22 protein-coding genes are annotated in these 15,573 nt (G+C 57.8%); 9 read left to right on the forward strand and 13 right to left on the reverse strand.

Annotation, left to right across the window (positions count from 1 at the left end; genetic code table 11):
• The first annotated feature begins 47 nt into the window (after positions 1-47).
• Positions 48-497, forward strand: a complete 450-nt coding sequence (locus tag BMY44_RS17065) for a YtoQ family protein (protein WP_089997085.1) — start codon at positions 48-50, stop codon at positions 495-497.
• Here BMY44_RS17065 and BMY44_RS17070 read toward each other — a convergent pair.
• Positions 494-1,192 (reverse strand): glutathione S-transferase family protein, encoded by a 699-nt coding sequence (locus BMY44_RS17070; RefSeq protein ID WP_089997086.1) that lies wholly within the window; start codon positions 1,190-1,192, stop codon positions 494-496. The two genes, BMY44_RS17065 and BMY44_RS17070, sit on opposite strands and share 4 nt — an antisense overlap.
• A 155-nt stretch (positions 1,193-1,347) precedes the next feature.
• Between BMY44_RS17070 and mscL the strand changes: the two genes are divergently transcribed.
• Positions 1,348-1,773 (forward strand): large conductance mechanosensitive channel protein MscL, encoded by a 426-nt coding sequence (gene mscL, locus BMY44_RS17075; RefSeq protein ID WP_089997087.1) that lies wholly within the window; start codon positions 1,348-1,350, stop codon positions 1,771-1,773.
• 168 nt (positions 1,774-1,941) lie between these two features.
• Positions 1,942-2,520, forward strand: a complete 579-nt coding sequence (locus BMY44_RS17080; protein WP_089997088.1) for a DUF2585 family protein — start codon at positions 1,942-1,944, stop codon at positions 2,518-2,520.
• A gap of 15 nt (positions 2,521-2,535) precedes the next feature.
• Here BMY44_RS17080 and BMY44_RS17085 read toward each other — a convergent pair whose 3' ends face one another.
• On the reverse strand, positions 2,536-3,111 hold the full coding sequence (locus BMY44_RS17085) for a sigma-70 family RNA polymerase sigma factor (protein WP_089997089.1): 576 nt from the start codon (positions 3,109-3,111) through the stop codon (positions 2,536-2,538).
• A 116-nt stretch (positions 3,112-3,227) separates the two neighbouring features.
• Here BMY44_RS17085 and BMY44_RS17090 point away from each other — a divergent pair, with 116 nt between their 5' ends.
• Positions 3,228-4,028, forward strand: coding sequence for a response regulator (locus BMY44_RS17090; RefSeq protein WP_089997090.1), 801 nt, complete (start codon positions 3,228-3,230; stop codon positions 4,026-4,028).
• Here BMY44_RS17090 and ald read toward each other — a convergent pair.
• The gene (ald, locus tag BMY44_RS17095) at positions 4,025-5,143 is read right to left on the reverse strand and encodes an alanine dehydrogenase (protein WP_089997091.1); all 1,119 of its coding nucleotides are present in this window, start codon (positions 5,141-5,143) and stop codon (positions 4,025-4,027) included. The genes BMY44_RS17090 and ald overlap by 4 nt on opposite strands.
• 135 nt (positions 5,144-5,278) lie before the next feature.
• On the opposite strand from ald, the gene BMY44_RS17100 reads away from it, so the two are divergent.
• Positions 5,279-5,737: an Lrp/AsnC family transcriptional regulator gene (locus BMY44_RS17100; protein WP_089997092.1), complete on the forward strand. Its 459-nt coding sequence runs from the start codon at positions 5,279-5,281 to the stop codon at positions 5,735-5,737.
• Positions 5,734-6,339, forward strand: coding sequence for an exopolysaccharide biosynthesis protein (locus BMY44_RS17105; RefSeq protein ID WP_242650591.1), 606 nt, complete (start codon positions 5,734-5,736; stop codon positions 6,337-6,339). Before BMY44_RS17100 ends, BMY44_RS17105 begins: the two co-directional genes overlap by 4 nt.
• A gap of 56 nt (positions 6,340-6,395) precedes the next feature.
• Here the strand turns inward: BMY44_RS17105 and rpsU are convergent, their stop codons facing one another.
• A complete protein-coding gene (rpsU, locus tag BMY44_RS17110; RefSeq protein ID WP_072857096.1) occupies positions 6,396-6,602 on the reverse strand; it encodes a 30S ribosomal protein S21 in 207 nt (68 codons plus the stop codon).
• 108 nt (positions 6,603-6,710) lie between these two features.
• Between rpsU and BMY44_RS17115 the strand changes: the two genes are divergently transcribed.
• A complete protein-coding gene (locus tag BMY44_RS17115) occupies positions 6,711-7,397 on the forward strand; it encodes a COQ9 family protein (protein WP_089997093.1) in 687 nt (228 codons plus the stop codon).
• 35 nt (positions 7,398-7,432) lie between these two features.
• On the forward strand, positions 7,433-8,425 hold the full coding sequence (locus BMY44_RS17120) for an NAD(P)H-quinone oxidoreductase (protein WP_089997094.1): 993 nt from the start codon (positions 7,433-7,435) through the stop codon (positions 8,423-8,425).
• An 88-nt stretch (positions 8,426-8,513) separates the two neighbouring features.
• On the opposite strand, the gene BMY44_RS17125 is transcribed toward BMY44_RS17120, so the two are convergent.
• From BMY44_RS17125 to BMY44_RS17165, 9 genes are all read right to left on the reverse strand, one after another.
• The gene (locus BMY44_RS17125; protein ID WP_242650592.1) at positions 8,514-9,413 is read right to left on the reverse strand and encodes a nucleoside hydrolase; all 900 of its coding nucleotides are present in this window, start codon (positions 9,411-9,413) and stop codon (positions 8,514-8,516) included.
• Positions 9,410-9,862: a ribonuclease HI gene (rnhA, locus tag BMY44_RS17130; protein WP_089997095.1), complete on the reverse strand. Its 453-nt coding sequence runs from the start codon at positions 9,860-9,862 to the stop codon at positions 9,410-9,412. The genes BMY44_RS17125 and rnhA overlap by 4 nt, the downstream gene beginning before the upstream one ends.
• Positions 9,855-10,451: a class I SAM-dependent DNA methyltransferase gene (locus BMY44_RS17135; protein WP_089997096.1), complete on the reverse strand. Its 597-nt coding sequence runs from the start codon at positions 10,449-10,451 to the stop codon at positions 9,855-9,857. Before BMY44_RS17135 ends, rnhA begins: the two co-directional genes overlap by 8 nt.
• Complete coding sequence (locus tag BMY44_RS17140; protein WP_089997097.1) at positions 10,451-10,894, reverse strand: DUF3429 domain-containing protein; 444 nt, start codon at positions 10,892-10,894, stop codon at positions 10,451-10,453. The genes BMY44_RS17135 and BMY44_RS17140 overlap by 1 nt, the downstream gene beginning before the upstream one ends.
• A 68-nt stretch (positions 10,895-10,962) precedes the next feature.
• On the reverse strand, positions 10,963-11,613 hold the full coding sequence (locus BMY44_RS17145) for an HAD family hydrolase (protein ID WP_089997098.1): 651 nt from the start codon (positions 11,611-11,613) through the stop codon (positions 10,963-10,965).
• Positions 11,610-12,068 carry a YdeI/OmpD-associated family protein gene (locus BMY44_RS17150; protein WP_089997099.1) on the reverse strand — a complete coding sequence of 153 codons (459 nt, stop codon included), beginning with the start codon at positions 12,066-12,068 and terminating at the stop codon, positions 11,610-11,612. The genes BMY44_RS17145 and BMY44_RS17150 overlap by 4 nt, the downstream gene beginning before the upstream one ends.
• Positions 12,069-12,074: 6 nt before the next feature.
• On the reverse strand, positions 12,075-13,025 hold the full coding sequence (gene ispH, locus BMY44_RS17155; RefSeq protein WP_089997100.1) for a 4-hydroxy-3-methylbut-2-enyl diphosphate reductase: 951 nt from the start codon (positions 13,023-13,025) through the stop codon (positions 12,075-12,077).
• Positions 13,026-13,208: 183 nt separating this feature from the next.
• Positions 13,209-13,949, reverse strand: coding sequence for a helix-turn-helix transcriptional regulator (locus tag BMY44_RS18305; RefSeq protein WP_207510578.1), 741 nt, complete (start codon positions 13,947-13,949; stop codon positions 13,209-13,211).
• Between the two features lie 150 nt (positions 13,950-14,099).
• Positions 14,100-14,675, reverse strand: a complete 576-nt coding sequence (locus BMY44_RS17165) for a LabA-like NYN domain-containing protein (protein ID WP_089997101.1) — start codon at positions 14,673-14,675, stop codon at positions 14,100-14,102.
• A gap of 96 nt (positions 14,676-14,771) precedes the next feature.
• Between BMY44_RS17165 and folK the strand changes: the two genes are divergently transcribed.
• Positions 14,772-15,362 carry a 2-amino-4-hydroxy-6-hydroxymethyldihydropteridine diphosphokinase gene (gene folK, locus BMY44_RS17170; protein WP_089997102.1) on the forward strand — a complete coding sequence of 197 codons (591 nt, stop codon included), beginning with the start codon at positions 14,772-14,774 and terminating at the stop codon, positions 15,360-15,362.
• The last annotated feature ends 211 nt before the right edge of the window (positions 15,363-15,573 follow it).

The following is a 15,573-nucleotide window of genomic DNA, read 5'->3' on the forward strand; positions in this document are numbered from 1 at the left end:
CGGCCCTTTGGGCTAGGTCCACCGGCAAGCAAGAAAGGACCGACCCCATGACTCTGAACGTCTATCTATCCGGTGAAATTCATACCGACTGGCGCGATCAGATTACCCAAGCGGCCAAAGGGCTGGATGTCACATTCAGCAGCCCGGTCACAGATCACGACGCATCAGACGATTGCGGCGTGGCGATCATGGGGGCCGAGGATCAGCAGTTCTGGCATGACCGCAAGGGTGCACAACTCAACGCAATCCGCACGCGGCATGGGATCGAAAACGCCGACATCGTGGTTGTGCGTTTTGGTGAAAAGTACAAACAGTGGAATGCGGCCTTTGATGCGGGGATGGCCGCGGCACTTGGCAAGTCACTGATCGTGATGCACCAGCCCGAACACCAGCACCCTCTGAAAGAGGTGGACGCTGCGGCGCTCGCGGTCGTGCAAACGCCACAGCAGGTGGTGGATATCCTGATTTACGTGCTGACAGGCAAGCTACCGGCCTAGGTTGGACGGGCCGGAATATTGCGGGCCTTGGCGACGGCGGGGCGATCAAAGAACCGCGCGACGTAATCCGGAACATTCTTCAGGTCGTGATAGCCGACGACGTCTTTGACCTCATAGAAATCAAGGGCATTCAACCACGGGGCAATCGCCATGTCTGCGATGGAATACGCACCGGTGATCCAGTCCTGCCCGTCCAGCTGGCCATCCACCACCGCCAGAAGACGCTTGGCTTCATCGACATAGCGCTGACGGGGGCGGGGGTCATCGATCTCTGCTCCTGCGAATTTGCTGAAAAAGCCAAGTTGCCCGAACATCGGGCCCAATCCGCCCATCTGGAACATCAGCCATTTCGTGATCTGCGCCTTCTCGGACGCCGACGCACCGCCGAATTTTCCTGATTTTTCCGCAAGATACAGCAGGATTGCACCGCTTTCCCACAAGGCAATCGGTCCATCGGGACCAGTCGGATCGATGATGGCAGGAATCTTGTTGTTGGGGTTCAGCGACAGGAATGCATCGCTTTTCACATCGGCATCCGCAAGCGTCACAAGATGGGGTTCATAGGGCAATTCCATCTCCTCCAGCGCGATCGAAACCTTCACGCCATTGGGCGTTGGAAAGGAATAAAGCTGAATGACCGACGGATTTTCGGCGGGCCATCGGGCGGTAATCGGGAATGATGAAAGGTCGGCCATAAATTATCCTCTAGAAGCGTGGAAAGTAGGGGGTAAAGGTGGGGGAATAAGTCAGGAATGAAACCCTTTGGATGGTTTTAGTTTTCGGGTATGAATGTGCGCATATGCGCAATAGCCGTCAGAGCAGAGCGCGAGCTAAACTGGAATGGGACACAATGATTCAAGAATTCAAGGACTTCATCGCTAAAGGCAATGTCATGGACATGGCCGTTGGTATCATCATCGGGGCCGCGTTCACCGCGATCGTGACATCGCTTGTCGGCGACCTGATCAATCCGTTCATCGCTTTGTTCACAGGCGGCATCGACTTCTCGGGTTGGTTCTATGTACTGGGCGATGGCGAATATGCATCGATTGAAGCCGCAACAGAATCCGGCGCAGCTGTCTTTGCTGTCGGTCGGTTCATCATGGCAATCATCAACTTCCTGATCATCGCACTTGTGGTCTTCATGTTGGTCAAGATGGTCAACCGGGTAAAGGACGCCGCCGAGAAGAAAGAGGAAGAAGCACCCGAAGAGCCAAAGGGCCCAACCACGGAAGAGCTTCTTGCCGAAATCCGCGACGCGCTGAAAAGCCGCTAATCAGCCGGCAGTTATGGGAAAGGGCCCGCAAAGTTGCGGGCCTTTTCTTGGTTTTGGGGGCAGTCCACAATCCGACCGCATTCAGGCCCTAAAAATCCCAAACAGATGCGGTAACGTGTTGATCAACAAGGTTCGAAAACCAGACCAGCAGTATCAGGAGCCGCACCTATGGCCCACAGGTTAACGATTGCATTCGCCATATTCGGCGCGTTTCTCATTGCAGGCACCCTGTCACTTTGGGGACAACCGTGGATCTGCACATGCGGCGAAATCAAGATCTGGATCGGGTCGATCTTTGATGGCGGGAATTCGCAGCATATCGCGGATTGGTATACGCTCAGCCATATCCTGCACGGTGTTCTGGTGGCGCTTGTCGGGCGATGGCTCTTTCCGCGCCTCAAATTCCCCGCCCTGTTCTTTATCGCCTGTCTGACCGGCATCGCATGGGAAATCGTCGAACATACCGAATGGGTCCTGTCCGCGTTCCGCTCCACCACCGTAAATCAGGGATATACAGGCGATAGCGTGCTGAACGCTGTTGCCGATTACATCTGGATGATCGGCGGGTTTCTGGCCGCCTATTCCATGCGCACGGTCAATGTCATCGGGCTTGTGGCCGCACTGGAACTGTCAGCAGCTTTCGTGGCGCGCGACAGCCTCGTGCTGACGACGCTCATGCTGATCTATCCGGTTGAATCAGTGGACACATGGCAGCAGGAACTGAATCCGAACAGGATTCAAAGCTGACAGGATGCGTTAGCGTCACCTGCGTGTAATGATCGCCAGCGTGATCGGGTCCGTCAAAGGCACAGCGCCGGACTCATCCAGCGCCAGCATGTCTGCCAGCCTGCGACGGGCACGGTTGGCGCGGCTCTTGATCGTGCCGGGTGCCACGCCACAAATGACAGCAACTTCATCGTAGGAATAGCCAGCCCCGGCAAGCAGGGCGAGTGTCTCGCGTTGCGCAAAGGGCAACTGCTCGAACGCCCTGTAAAAGTCGCGCAGCTGCAATCGCCCGTCATGGTCGGGCTTTACGGACAGTGTATCCAGGTCAAAGCCGACAGGATTGCCCACCTCCCATTTACGCTTTCTCAGATCGGAAAAGAAACAGTTGCGCAAAATGCGAAACAGCCAAGCCCCCATGTTCGTGCCCGGCGCGAACTGGTGCATATGGGTCCACGCCTTGACGATCGTGTCCTGCACAAGATCATCGGCAAGGGTCGGATTGCGGGCCAAAGCAAGCGCATAGGCGCGCAGCGCCGGCAGATGAGTGATGATGTCATCTTTCGGGTCGTCTGACCGGTCCGGCGGTTTTGCCTGTTTGCGCTTGTGCGTCATGTGGGTGGGCGGGCTCTTGGCTTGCATGGCAGGCGGTCGGAAACCACCGCGTCATATCGGATTAGTGGGCAAGACCGTTAAGACTCCATTAACCCTTCACCGATCAGGATAAGGCGATGAAGACTGATCGCGCATCCACGATAGCCAAACAGCTGCCATACCTGCGCCGCTACGCGCGCGCTCTCCTTGGGACTCAGGACAGGGGCGATCGGGCTGCTGCCGCCACGCTCGAAGCGATTTTGGATGATCCGGCCAGATTGGATGCGTCCATGCCACCAAAAACAGCATTGTTCCGGGCGCTGCACAAAACCGTCTTTCGGGCAGTGCATGTTTCAACGACCGATGAATCCGACCTGACCATAGCCGACAAACGGCTTTCTACCTTGACGCTGGACGCGCGCGCAGCCCTACTGCTCTACGCGATCGAAGAATTCACCGCGGCGGATATCGGTCATATCATGGAATGCTCCGCCGAAGAGGCCGACGCAATTATCTCGTACGCGCGCCAGTCGCTCAAGTCCAGCGTGGCCGGACACGTCTTGATCATCGAAGATGAAACCCTGATCGCGATGGACCTCAAGGCGCTTGTCACCGCGCAGGGCCATACGGTCACGGGCATCGCGCGCACACGCGAAAGTGCCGTCGCACTGGGCCTAAGGTGCCGGCCCGACCTGATCCTTGCCGATGTCCGCCTCGCCGATCAATCGTCCGGAATCGATGCCGTTCACGCATTGCTTGCGGCATGTGGAAAGATTCCGGTGATCTACATTACGGCGTTCCCTGAAACGCTGCTAACAGGAAAACGACCCGAACCGGCCTTCGTTATCACCAAACCCTACACGGAAGAGCAGGTTCACTCCGCCGTGTCACAGGCAATGTTCTTTGCAATAGCAGGCGAGATCGTCGCGCCAGCCTAGCGTTTCAGCGCAAGGTTGGGGGCCAGTACATCCATACCAAGCGCCTTTCCAACGGCGTAGTAGGTCAGTGACCCGGCATGAACGTTCAGCCCGTTCAACAGATGAGGATCGTCTTCGCAGGCCTGACGCCATCCCTTGTCTGCAAGGGCAAGCATGAACGGCATTGTAGCGTTCCCCAGCGCGATGGTCGACGTGCGGGCAACCGCCCCTGGCATGTTGGCGACGCAATAATGCATGATGCCGTCCACGTCATAGATCGGGTCTTCATGTGTGGTGGCCTTGGACGTTTCAAAACACCCACCTTGATCGATAGCGACATCGACCAGCGCGGCACCCGGTTTCATGTCTGACAATTGCGCGCGCGAAATAAGCTTTGGTGCTGCAGCACCGGGTATAAGAACGGCCCCGACCACCATATCGGCCTGCTGGACAAGTTCAGCCGTGTTGCCCGCACTGGCATAGCTGGTCTTGAAGCTGCGCCCAAAGACATCGTCAAGATAACGCAAACGGGGCAGGAACCGGTCAAGCACCGTCACATCGGCACCCATGCCTGACGCAATGCGTGCGGCATGCGTGCCGACAACGCCGCCACCGATCACGACGACCTTCGCAGGGCCGACACCGGGAACGCCGCCCATCAAGACGCCACGCCCGCCGTTCGCTTTCTGAAGGGTCCATGCGCCGACCTGTGGTGCAAGGCGGCCCGCGACTTCTGACATGGGGGCCAGCAAGGGCAATCCGCCATTCGCGTCGGTCACTGTCTCATAGGCGATGCAAGTCGCGCCGGACGCCAGCAAGTCCTTCGTCTGTTCGGGATCGGGTGCAAGGTGCAGATAAGTGAACAGCAACTGACCGTCCCGCAGCATCTTGCGCTCACCCGCTTGCGGTTCCTTGACCTTGACGATCATGTCCGCGGTTTCAAAGACATCCTTTGCAGACCCGGCGATCTTTGCACCAGCGTCGATATAATCTGCATCGGGAAAGCCAGCCCCTTCACCGGCACCGGTTTCAATGGTGACGTCATGCCCGTGGGCGACAGCCTCGCGTGCTGCGTTCGGTGTCACGCCGACACGAAATTCCTGCGGTTTGATCTCTTTCGGGCAACCGATATGCATGGATGGTCCTCCTCTTCCCTGTAATCACTTTGGGCCGGTGCTTGCGAAATTGCTTGGTGTCTTTTACGTTCTCAAGGCGTATCTTTCGAAGAACTGCGCGCCATGTTGGGATTAGGCGAAAGGAACGTGCGCCATATGGAACTGGACAACATAGACTGCCGAATCCTCGCGGTTCTGCAGAAGCAGGGGCGCATGTCAAACGCGGACCTGTCGGAACTTGTCGCGCTTTCCGCGTCAGCCTGTCATCGGCGTGTACAGCGGCTCGAAAAGGATGGCTATATTCGGGACTACGTCGCCCTTCTGAACCCCCGCAAGGTCGGGCTGCCAACGACGGTTTTCGTGGAAATCACCCTGTCAGGGCAGGCGGACGAGGTTCTCGATGCATTCGAAAAGGCAGTGGCGCGGGTGCCGGACGTACTTGAATGCCATCTGATGGCAGGCAGTGCGGATTACCTGCTCAAAGTCGTGGCCGGCGACACAGAAGATTTCGCGCGGATCCACCGCCGCTATCTGGCAACGCTGCCCGGTGTCGCGCAGATGCAAAGCTCGTTTGCGTTACGCACGGTGCGTCAGACAACGGCGCTGCCTGTATGACAGACGACTCAGTCAGTCCAGAACGCCCGCTTGGCGACATCGTTGTAATGCTCCGCGATCTCGGACAGCAAAGAACCGTGAACGCGCGGAAGGTGATTGCGGCTTTCGGACACGCATCCTTCACGCCCGCAATGCTGGTACCCGCTTTCCTCGTCGCATCGCCATTATCCGGAATCCCGCTGTTTTCGACAATCTGCGGGCTGACGATTGCACTTGTCGCAGCACAAATGATCTTCCGGCGCGATCATCTGTGGCTGCCCGGGTTCGTTCTGGATCGTAGCATGAACGGCGCACGATTGCTGGCCGCAGTGGACAAAATGGCTGGCCTCGCGCGCTGGCTTGACGACAAAAGCCGCCCGCGGTTCCGGGTGATGATGCACAGACCGCTGGTCTGGGTGCCGCAATCGCTTTGCTTGTTGTTCGGGCTGGCGATGCCGGTGCTGGAATTGGTCCCGTTTTCATCCTCAATCCTGGGACTCGGCGTCATCTTGCTATCGGTGGGATTGATGGTGCGGGACGGCGCATTCTTCGTTGCGGGTGCCTGTGTGGGATCACTTGCGCTGCTGATTCCGCTTTTCGGGTTCAGCCGGTTGGTCACATGAAAAACCCCCGCCAGATTTTTCTGACGGGGGCATATTCGATACGTTGATCGGGTTGCTTAAAGCAGACCTTCACGCTGCGCTTTCTTGCGCGCCAGCTTGCGCTGACGGCGGATTGCTTCAGCTTTCTCACGCGCTTTGCGGACAGACGGTTTTTCGAAATGCTGCTTGAGTTTCATTTCACGGAACACGCCTTCGCGCTGAAGTTTCTTCTTCAGAGCACGCAACGCCTGATCGACGTTGTTATCACGAACACTAACCTGCATGTGGTTTACACCACCTTTCTAATCTGGATTTGCAATAAGTTGCAGGAAGTGGGCATATAGCAACCGCGTCCTAGCTTGTCTAGTACCCGCCGCCACAGGAGAACGACCATGCATGATGACGTAAAACAGAACCTTCTCGATGCGATCCTGCCCCACGTCGCCTTTGATGGCTGGTCGCCGGATGCCTTCCGTGCGGCCGCTACCGATGCGGGTGTGACACACGAAACCGCCCGTCTGACCTGTCCGCGTGGTGCGGTTGATCTTGCGGTACTGTATCATCAAAACGGCGATGCGGCGATGGTCGCCGCACTGAACGATGCGGACCTGTCGGACATGCGGTTCCGCGACAAGGTCGCCCACGCGATCCGGCTGCGCCTTGCGGCCGTTGACGACAAGGAAGCCGTGCGCCGGGGCACAACGCTTTTCGCACTCCCGCATATGGCGCCCGAAGGCTCAAAGCTGATCTGGGACACGGCCGATGCGATCTGGACCGCGCTCGGCGATACATCGGATGATATCAACTGGTACACGAAACGCGCGACACTGTCGGGCGTTTACGGCGCTGTCGTGCTTTACTGGCTGGGCGATGACAGTCTGGACGGACAAGCGACCGATGCCTTTATCGACCGGCGCATCGACAATGTGATGCAGTTCGAAAAGGTAAAGGCGGGGGTAAATAACAACCCGTTGCTCAAACCGATCACCGGGCCGCTCGGGCGTATGATGGGGATGATCAAAGCCCCGAACCAGACGCCGCGCGATGACTTGCCGGGGCGCTGGGTGGATCCAACCTAGTCCACCCCTTTAATCTGACCTTTTAAGGAATGCCTATGACCACCTCCGTCTCGTCCCGCGTCGTTGAAATCACCAAAGCCGGTGGGCCGGATGTGTTGCAGGTCACCGATCTGAAAATTCCGGCACCGGCGCATGACGAGGTACAGATCAGGATCGCCTCCGCTGGTGTGAATCGCCCCGATGCGCTGCAACGCGCAGGGCTCTACAACCCGCCCCCGAACGCAAGCCCGATTCCGGGGCTGGAAGCAGCGGGCACCGTCGCCGCCATCGGTGCAGGCGTGTCCGGCTGGTCCGTCGGCGACGAGGTCTGCGCCCTGCTACCCGGTGGCGGCTATGCGCAATATGCCAATACGCCTGCCGCCCATTGCTTGCCCGTCCCAACGGGAATGTCCTTGAAGCAGGCGGCGTGCCTGCCCGAAACCTTCTTTACCGTCTGGTCCAATGTTTTCATGCGCGGCGGATTGCAAGGTGGCGAACGGTTCCTGGTTCACGGCGGGTCATCCGGCATCGGCACAACGGCCATCCAGCTTGCCAAAGCCTTTGGTGCACGGGTCTTCACGACCGCGGGAACGGACGAGAAATGTGCGGCCTGCCGCGACCTCGGAGCAGAACGGGCGATCAATTACCGCACCGAAGACTTTGTCGACGTGATGAAAGCCGAAGGCGGGGCGCATCTGATCCTGGACATGGTCGGCGGGGACTACATTGCCCGCAACCTCAAATCGCTGGTCGATGACGGGCGACTGGTGCAGATCGCATTCCTGCAAGGGTCAAAGGCAGAAATCAACTTTGCGCCAATGATGATGCGGCGGCTGACGATCACCGGTTCGACCCTGCGCCCGCAAAGCGACGCCGCCAAAGCCGAAATTGCGCGGCAATTGCGCGAACACGTCTGGCCACTTCTGAACGCAGGGCGCGTTGCGCCAGTGATGGATCAGGAATTCGCACTTCAGGACGCCGCAGCAGCACACGCCCGCATGGAAAGCTCTGAGCATATTGGGAAAATCGTACTGCGCGTGCAAGAATAATCGCCCGCGCGAAGCGTTGAAATTTCGTTCATTGTCAGTGATTTACGTGGCTTGAGATGTTTCGCGCGCGAAACATCGGTACGCAGGCTTAACGTCCGAAATCAAAGATCGTGGCCTTGGCCAGATCGACGGCCCAGCCGCCTTCTACATCCATTGCAACCTTGCAGACTGGACGGGACGGATCAGCGATGGTCGCCCCCTTCTCATCGACGAACAGACCCGTTTCGATGAATGTGAACCGTTCGGGATAGACGCACGCCAGTACGGCAGTTGAATCATGCATCGCGCAGCCGTCGTGCTTGCCCACGGACTCGTAAAACCGCAGGTAATAGTGGGAAATCTCGTCAATGAACTGCCCCACCGCAGAGGCTTGCGCCATCTGCGCGAAATCATCAGCTGTCAGCAACGTCTGGTGCGTCGCATTCAACCCGACCATGACCAGATCGAAACCCGCCGCAAAGACGGCGTTCGCAGCCGCAATATCGTGAAATATATTCGCTTCTGCTTCGGGCGTGATGTTGCCGGGGATGTCATACGCCCCGCCCATGATGACAAGCTGTTTGACGTTGGTTGCAAAATGCGGATCCAGCTTGATCGCGTCTGCAATATTGGTCAGCGGGCCAATCGCACAGACAACCAGCGCGCCGGGATGGGCTGCGGCGTTGCGCACCAGAAATGCTGCCGCACTTTCATGCGCATTCTGGCCAATCTGCGGGATGTCCAGCAAATCGCCCAGACCTTCGGTCCCGTGAACATTGGCCGAGGGCTGATAAGTTGTCGCGCCCCACGGCAGGGCGGCACCTTCCGCAACGGGCAGATCGGCCCCCAGCAGGTCCAGAATATAGCGCGCATTGCGACTGGATTGATGGACAAACGTATTGCCGAAAACAGTGGTCAGCCCCAGCAATTCGATCTCTGGCAAGGCGTGGGCCAGCGCAATGGCCAGCGCGTCGTCAATCCCCGGATCGGTGTCGATAATCATTTTCATGGCTTGAAAGGCTCCATGCCTGCGCGTGCCAGCGCATCTGCCCGTTCGTTCTCGGGATGGCCCGCATGGCCCTTGACCCATTCCCAGGTGACGTCATGGCGCACGGTCGCCGCGTCAAGGCGTTTCCACAGCTCTTCGTTCTTCACAGGCTTCTTGTTGGCGGTTTTCCAGCCCTTTTTCTTCCAGCCGTGGATCCACTTGGTGATCCCATCCTTCACATAGGCGCTGTCTGTCACGATGGTCAGCTTGGACGGTGTCGCCAGCGTTTCCAACGCGTTGATCGCGGCAAGCAGTTCCATGCGGTTGTTGGTCGTCTCGGCCTCGCCGCCGGACAACTCGCGTTCCTTCAGAATGGTATCGCCATCCTTGGCAACCAGCAGGGCACCCCAGCCGCCGGGGCCGGGATTGCCGGAACAGGCACCGTCCGTATAGGCAAGCAATTCAGGCAATCTTGCGTCCCCGCATCGCAATCCAGGGGGCGATGACGCCGTCACAGCCGCGCGACTCCCCTCGGTCTGATCCGATCACATCGAAACCGGCATCCTTGAACAGATCACGCAGCTCGTCTTCAGTGACATAGGTATATCGCCGGTCAATCCGGTCGCGCGCCTCACCCGTGCCGGTTTTCATCGCAACATGGATGATCCCGTCTGATCGCAGCGCATGTGCCAGCGCGGCAAGATGGCGCGGCAAGGCATCGCGCGGCGCGTGCAAAAGCGAAAAATTGGCCCAGACCCCGTCATAGCGATCCACCATATCGATCTGATCAAAGGTCATCTGCCGCGCATTGATCGCGTTCTTGGAATTGGCCAATTCCACCATGCCAAGCGATGCATCCACCGGATCAGGATGAAATCCCGCCTCTCGCATCTTGACCGAAGCCAACGCCGGGCCGCACCCGACGTCCAGCACATCCGCACCTTTGGGCAACAGGTCCATAAACGCCTGCAGTTGCGCATCGGGCTTGGGTTCAAAGAACGCATTTGCGTATTCGTCGGCCTTTGCGTCGTAAAACGCGATTGTTCGTTTATCGACCATCAGATGACGACCGGCAGGAATGACACCACGACGAAGGCGGTAATGATCACCCGTAACTTGAACCACCAAGGCGGTGTCATGCCCAAGTTCCAGAAATGCCAGTCCAGCATCAAGACCGCCAGAAAGCCGACGATCAGATTGGTGGCAGCCGCCGTCGGGCCGGACCCGGTCATGAAAAACCCCCACAGGGCAGGAAGAACAGACAAGGCGTAGCCCACTGCATAATCCGCTTTGGCCGCAAAGCCCCAAAGCACGCCCGACATGAACGACAGAATGATGACACCGTAAAAGAACAGCACCGACGCGCCGACAAAACGCGCACCAAGCAGCGACGCGACAGGGCTGCCAATCTCGGGCCGCAAATAGGTCAGACCACCCCACAGAAATGGGATCGCCCCGGCAAGGGCCAGCAGAAAGGGGGTGCGGGGAATGCCGACGAACATAGGTCGCTCTTGTTGGGATCAGGTGTGCGGCAGGAAGCTAACATGCGCGCACAGATGTGCAATCCCGCTTAGACGATCAATCCGATCTGGCGTGCACCAGAGAGCAGGTCAGGTGCGATTGTGTGGCCAAGCGCGCGCAGCGCCGCAGAAGGCGAGACAAGGTCAGGGATCTGTACGGTCGCAAGTCCCGCCGCATGGGCCGCACGCACGCCGTTCTCGCTGTCTTCAAAGGCTGCACAACGGGCCGGTGCGATGCCCAGCGCCGCGACCGCTTTGTGATAGATATCGGGTGCCGGCTTGCTGTTCTGGACCTGATCACCACCGATCAGCGTCTCAAAATGATGGTCAATCCCCGCTTCGGACAGGTGTTTCCATGCCTTGGCCGTGTTCGAACTGGTGGCAATGGCAAAGGGCGTGTTTTGTGCGGCAAGTTTTGCGAGCAGATCTTGCACGCCCGGTTTGACGGGGATGCCGCTTGCGATCGCCTCCGCGCTGGTCTCGGCCCAGTGGGCCTCGAATGTTGTCAACGGAAGCGCACCATCAAGTCCGGCTTCAAGGATCGTGCGCCCGTGCCGGTTGTTTGTGCCAACCATGCGCAGGAAAAGCGCATCATCCTCGGGCAATTCCAACGTCCGCCGCGTGGCGCGATACGCTTCGAAATAAAGCCGCTCGCTGTCCAGCAAAAGCCCGTCCATGTCAAAGACGACGCCCTGAATCACGGGCCAAGTTCCTTGATCAGCGCGGCGATCCGCTTCTTGCGCGTTTCGGCCCGCTTTGCTGCCTGGATCTGGTGAAGAAGTCCGCGTTGCCTACCGGGAGTTAGTGCATTCCAAAGATCGGTTTTCCCAGCTGCGCGCAAGGCTTGTGCCACGTCAGCGGGGGTTTCCACGTCGTTGGGATCTGCTTTGCGAAGGCGGACTTCGACGTCTTCACCGGGCGTGATGTCGCATTCCTTCAGCAGGGTCTTGCCCGCGTAAAGAAACGTCTGGTCAATCACCGGCGCTTTGGTCAGGGCCAGATTGATCGGGTGGTCGTTGATCTCGCCTTCGACCCGTTTTGCCCCTTGTTTGCCAAGCTCTTGCATGACCTCATCTGGCAGTGGCAAGACGGTGTAGGTACTGTCGCCCCACGCCATCGGAACAACCTTGCCGATGAAGCTGATGTAGTTGGACATGCTTGTCTACGCCGGCTCTCGTAGCACGCGGGGCACTTTGAATTCGACGTTTTCGACGGCGGTTTCGACCATCTCGACCGTGACGTCAAAGCGCTCTTTGAAGGCGTCGATCACTTCATTGATCAGCACCTCGGGGGCAGAGGCCCCTGCCGTGATTCCCATGGAATTGATCCCGTCAAGCGCGCGCCAGTCGATGTCGCTCGCCCGTTGTACCAGTTGGCTGTAGGCGCAGCCAGCCTTGGCCCCGACTTCGACAAGCCGTTTGGAGTTTGACGAATTCGGCGCGCCGACCACCAGCATCGCCTCGCACTTCGGGGCCATGGCCTTGACCGCCTCCTGGCGGTTTGTGGTGGCATAGCAGATATCTTCTTTATGTGGCCCGACAATGGCAGGAAAACGGGTGTGAAGCGCTTGCACGATGTCGATCGTGTCATCAACCGAAAGCGTGGTTTGCGTCACGAACGCCAGTTTGTTCGGGTCACGCGGCGAAACACTTGCCACGTCCGCGACAGTTTCCACCAACAGCACCTCGCCCTCTGGCAACTGCCCCATGGTGCCGATGGTTTCAGGGTGGCCGGCATGGCCGATCATGATCATCTGAAGGCCATTGTCATGGTGGCGCTGGGCTTCGATATGCACCTTGGACACCAGCGGACAGGTCGCATCAACATAAATCATCTCGCGCTTGGCGGCAGCGGCCGGGACAGCTTTCGGCACGCCATGCGCAGAAAAGATGACGGGGCGGTCATCGGGGCATTCATCGAGCTCTTCGACAAAGACCGCGCCCTTGTCGCGCAGGCTGTCGACGACAAATTTGTTATGCACGATCTCATGACGGACAAAGACAGGCGCGCCCCATTTTTCGAGCGCCATCTCGACAATCTTGATGGCGCGATCCACGCCCGCGCAAAACCCACGCGGGGCAGCAAGGTAAAGGGTCAGGGGTAGCTTTGTCATCACATTCTCCGGTCTGGACGCTAGAGGTAAGGCTTTCACGAAGTGAGGTCTAGGGCCTGTCCCAAGATGGCTTTGACCAAGAAGCGGTGGTTGACGATCCTGTGCCGACACAGTGAATGGCCTCGGCGCGGTCGGCGGTGAAAAACTGTGGGTAAACATAAGGGGGACCGCAGGCGATGCCCATTATCCAGCTTGTCGCATCACCAGATTGGCGGCTTCGACGCGATTTTGAACGCCCAGCTTGCGATATGCTGATTTCGTGTATTCGGCGACCGTATTGGGCGAAATCCCGCAAAGCCGCGCACATTCCTTGCGACTGATGCCTTGCGCCACAAGATAGATCACCTCTTTCTCGCGCGGCGACAACACATCAAGATTTGGCTGGTCCGGCGCGACGAGAAGATCACGGAAATCACCGGCGACGGAAAGGCCCTCGCGGGTCAATTCTTCGATCCGGCGGTGGACCAAGAGGCAGAAAAAGCGGAACTCCTCGGCGCGGGGCATGATGGTTTTCTCGAACGTTTCACAATCCATGCGCGTGCCGATGTTAAAACCGCCGTAGCGGTTTGATCCTTGCAAACGCATGGGAATGCCAATTCCCGTTTGAAAACCGGTGTCTGCGGCAGCACGGATAAACGCTTTCGCCTCGTTGGGGAGGTATTCATAGCTTGGCAGATAAGCCGGACCGGTGCGGGTGATGTCATAGCTTTTGCAACAGTGGGCAAGGAACGGGTCATCCGCAGAGCACACGTCGGCAAATATTTGGGGGATATTGGTCAGAACGAAGGGGTCGGTCTTCTGCGAACTGACGGTGTTATAGATCGCGAAGGCGGCCCCCTCATTTGCCAGTGCGGCAAGTGTCTGGTTCCAAAGCACGTCGATCGAGTCGAGCTGTTCCAGTTCGCTAGCACGTTCAGAAAGCATGATCGTCTACTGATCCCCCCAAAGGTGGGGATACGCATTATCTTTTGAAATTGCTAGGTTATTTGCGTGAGTGAGCCGCTTTGACGCGGGCAATTTTTATTGGTTCTTCTTTAAGGTTTGGTCGCGTCCGATTGGACGCGACCTATTTGTTCAGGACTCTGTCGTTGCCAGTTCGTCGTTCTGATCATCACGCGGTTCGCGCGGTGGGCGGCCGACGACGTCACGCAATTCATCCAATTCGATGAAATTATCGCACTGACGGCGCAATTCGTCCGCAATCATGGGCGGCTGGCTGCGGATCGTCGACACAACAGACACGCGCACGCCTTTGCGTTGTAGCGATTCGACCAGTGGGCGGAAATCGCCATCGCCCGAAAAAAGAACGATGTGATCGACATAGGGCGCAAGTTCCATGGCATCGACAGTCAGTTCGATATCCATGTTCCCCTTCACCTTCCGGCGGCCCATGCTGTCGGTGTATTCCTTGGCGGGCTTTGTCACCATGGTAAAGCCGTTGTAGTGCAGCCAATCAACCAACGGGCGGATCGGCGAATATTCGTCATTTTCCAGCAAGGCGGTATAGTAGAATGCACGTAACATTTTTCCGCGCCGCATGAATTCTGCGCGCAGTAACTTATAGTCGATGTCAAACCCCAGCGATTTAGCGGCGGCGTACAGGTTTGATCCATCAATGAAGAGCGCCAATCGCTCGTCACGATAAAACATAAATAGTCCTTCCGATGTGCGCCTTGGAGGTGTTCGTGAGTGTGTGAGTGGTATAATATATGCCAAAGCGTGCATCTATTTTAAGGCTTTTGGAACTTGAAACAAGCCCAGCGTCGTAACGGAACCGGCCGGAAATCGCTGATTTCCACTGGAAGTAACGAAAATTCAGTTTGGGGTGACCCTGCGGAAACTGTACTTAAGGCAAGGCTCTCATTGGAAAATCGCCTAAAGACCGACGTCGTGATGAGTCGTCTTTACACCACACCTGCTTTTCCTGCGGGATCCGGTCCCGATTTCGTGAATGCCGTCTTTTCCCTGACCACAGATATCGGTCCAGAGACCCTTTTGACCATCCTGCACGAGATCGAGTCAGAGGCAGGTCGCGTGCGTGAAAAGCGGTGGGGACCACGAACGCTTGATCTGGACCTGCTCGCCTATGGCGACCTGATCCTCCCCGATCTTGACGTCTGGACGGACTGGCATGATCTGCCGCCGGAACAGCAGACCGAAGTCGCGCCTGATCGGTTGGTATTGCCCCACCCACGCATGCAGGACCGCGCGTTTGTCCTTGTTCCTTTGGCGGATGTTGCGCCGACATGGGTGCATCCGGTCCTTGATCTTGGCGTGGACGATCTGCTTGACGCATGTCTGGGCGAAGATTTGGCGTCTATCGTGCCATTGACCTAGACGCTCGCGCGGCACGGCCTGCAAGGTTCGGCGCGGTGTGCCTGTCTTCCGGCGGTGGGGACGCAGCGTGAATGAAAGGCCGAAACCACGGCTGACATCGGTGCAATCATTGGCATGGTGGCGCTGCAATAGCGCGCAAACAATGAAAGAACACCGCGAATCGCCTTGTCAATTCGCGAGCCCTGTCTTATGTGCTGTGCTTCTGATCCAG

Source organism: Cognatiyoonia koreensis, from assembly GCF_900109295.1.
GTDB lineage: Bacteria > Pseudomonadota > Alphaproteobacteria > Rhodobacterales > Rhodobacteraceae > Cognatiyoonia > Cognatiyoonia koreensis.

What these genes read in the sequence shown, in the direction of transcription:
- BMY44_RS17100 (WP_089997092.1), top strand. Translation starts at nt 5,279, where the DNA reads ATGGAACTGGACAACATAGACTGCCGAATCCTCGCGGTTCTGCAGAAG.
- BMY44_RS17080 (WP_089997088.1), top strand. Translation starts at nt 1,942, where the DNA reads ATGGCCCACAGGTTAACGATTGCATTCGCCATATTCGGCGCGTTTCTC.
- BMY44_RS17165 (WP_089997101.1), bottom strand. Translation starts at nt 14,675, where the DNA reads ATGTTTTATCGTGACGAGCGATTGGCGCTCTTCATTGATGGATCAAAC.
- BMY44_RS17125 (WP_242650592.1), bottom strand. Translation starts at nt 9,413, where the DNA reads ATGAAAATGATTATCGACACCGATCCGGGGATTGACGACGCGCTGGCC.
- BMY44_RS17065 (WP_089997085.1), top strand. Translation starts at nt 48, where the DNA reads ATGACTCTGAACGTCTATCTATCCGGTGAAATTCATACCGACTGGCGC.
- ald (WP_089997091.1), bottom strand. Translation starts at nt 5,143, where the DNA reads ATGCATATCGGTTGCCCGAAAGAGATCAAACCGCAGGAATTTCGTGTC.
- BMY44_RS17070 (WP_089997086.1), bottom strand. Translation starts at nt 1,192, where the DNA reads ATGGCCGACCTTTCATCATTCCCGATTACCGCCCGATGGCCCGCCGAA.
- BMY44_RS17115 (WP_089997093.1), top strand. Translation starts at nt 6,711, where the DNA reads ATGCATGATGACGTAAAACAGAACCTTCTCGATGCGATCCTGCCCCAC.
- BMY44_RS17135 (WP_089997096.1), bottom strand. Translation starts at nt 10,451, where the DNA reads ATGGTCGATAAACGAACAATCGCGTTTTACGACGCAAAGGCCGACGAA.
- BMY44_RS17150 (WP_089997099.1), bottom strand. Translation starts at nt 12,068, where the DNA reads ATGTCCAACTACATCAGCTTCATCGGCAAGGTTGTTCCGATGGCGTGG.
- BMY44_RS18305 (WP_207510578.1), bottom strand. Translation starts at nt 13,949, where the DNA reads ATGCTTTCTGAACGTGCTAGCGAACTGGAACAGCTCGACTCGATCGAC.
- ispH (WP_089997100.1), bottom strand. Translation starts at nt 13,025, where the DNA reads ATGACAAAGCTACCCCTGACCCTTTACCTTGCTGCCCCGCGTGGGTTT.
- BMY44_RS17105 (WP_242650591.1), top strand. Translation starts at nt 5,734, where the DNA reads ATGACAGACGACTCAGTCAGTCCAGAACGCCCGCTTGGCGACATCGTT.
- mscL (WP_089997087.1), top strand. Translation starts at nt 1,348, where the DNA reads ATGATTCAAGAATTCAAGGACTTCATCGCTAAAGGCAATGTCATGGAC.
- BMY44_RS17090 (WP_089997090.1), top strand. Translation starts at nt 3,228, where the DNA reads ATGAAGACTGATCGCGCATCCACGATAGCCAAACAGCTGCCATACCTG.
- rpsU (WP_072857096.1), bottom strand. Translation starts at nt 6,602, where the DNA reads ATGCAGGTTAGTGTTCGTGATAACAACGTCGATCAGGCGTTGCGTGCT.
- BMY44_RS17085 (WP_089997089.1), bottom strand. Translation starts at nt 3,111, where the DNA reads ATGACGCACAAGCGCAAACAGGCAAAACCGCCGGACCGGTCAGACGAC.
- BMY44_RS17120 (WP_089997094.1), top strand. Translation starts at nt 7,433, where the DNA reads ATGACCACCTCCGTCTCGTCCCGCGTCGTTGAAATCACCAAAGCCGGT.
- BMY44_RS17140 (WP_089997097.1), bottom strand. Translation starts at nt 10,894, where the DNA reads ATGTTCGTCGGCATTCCCCGCACCCCCTTTCTGCTGGCCCTTGCCGGG.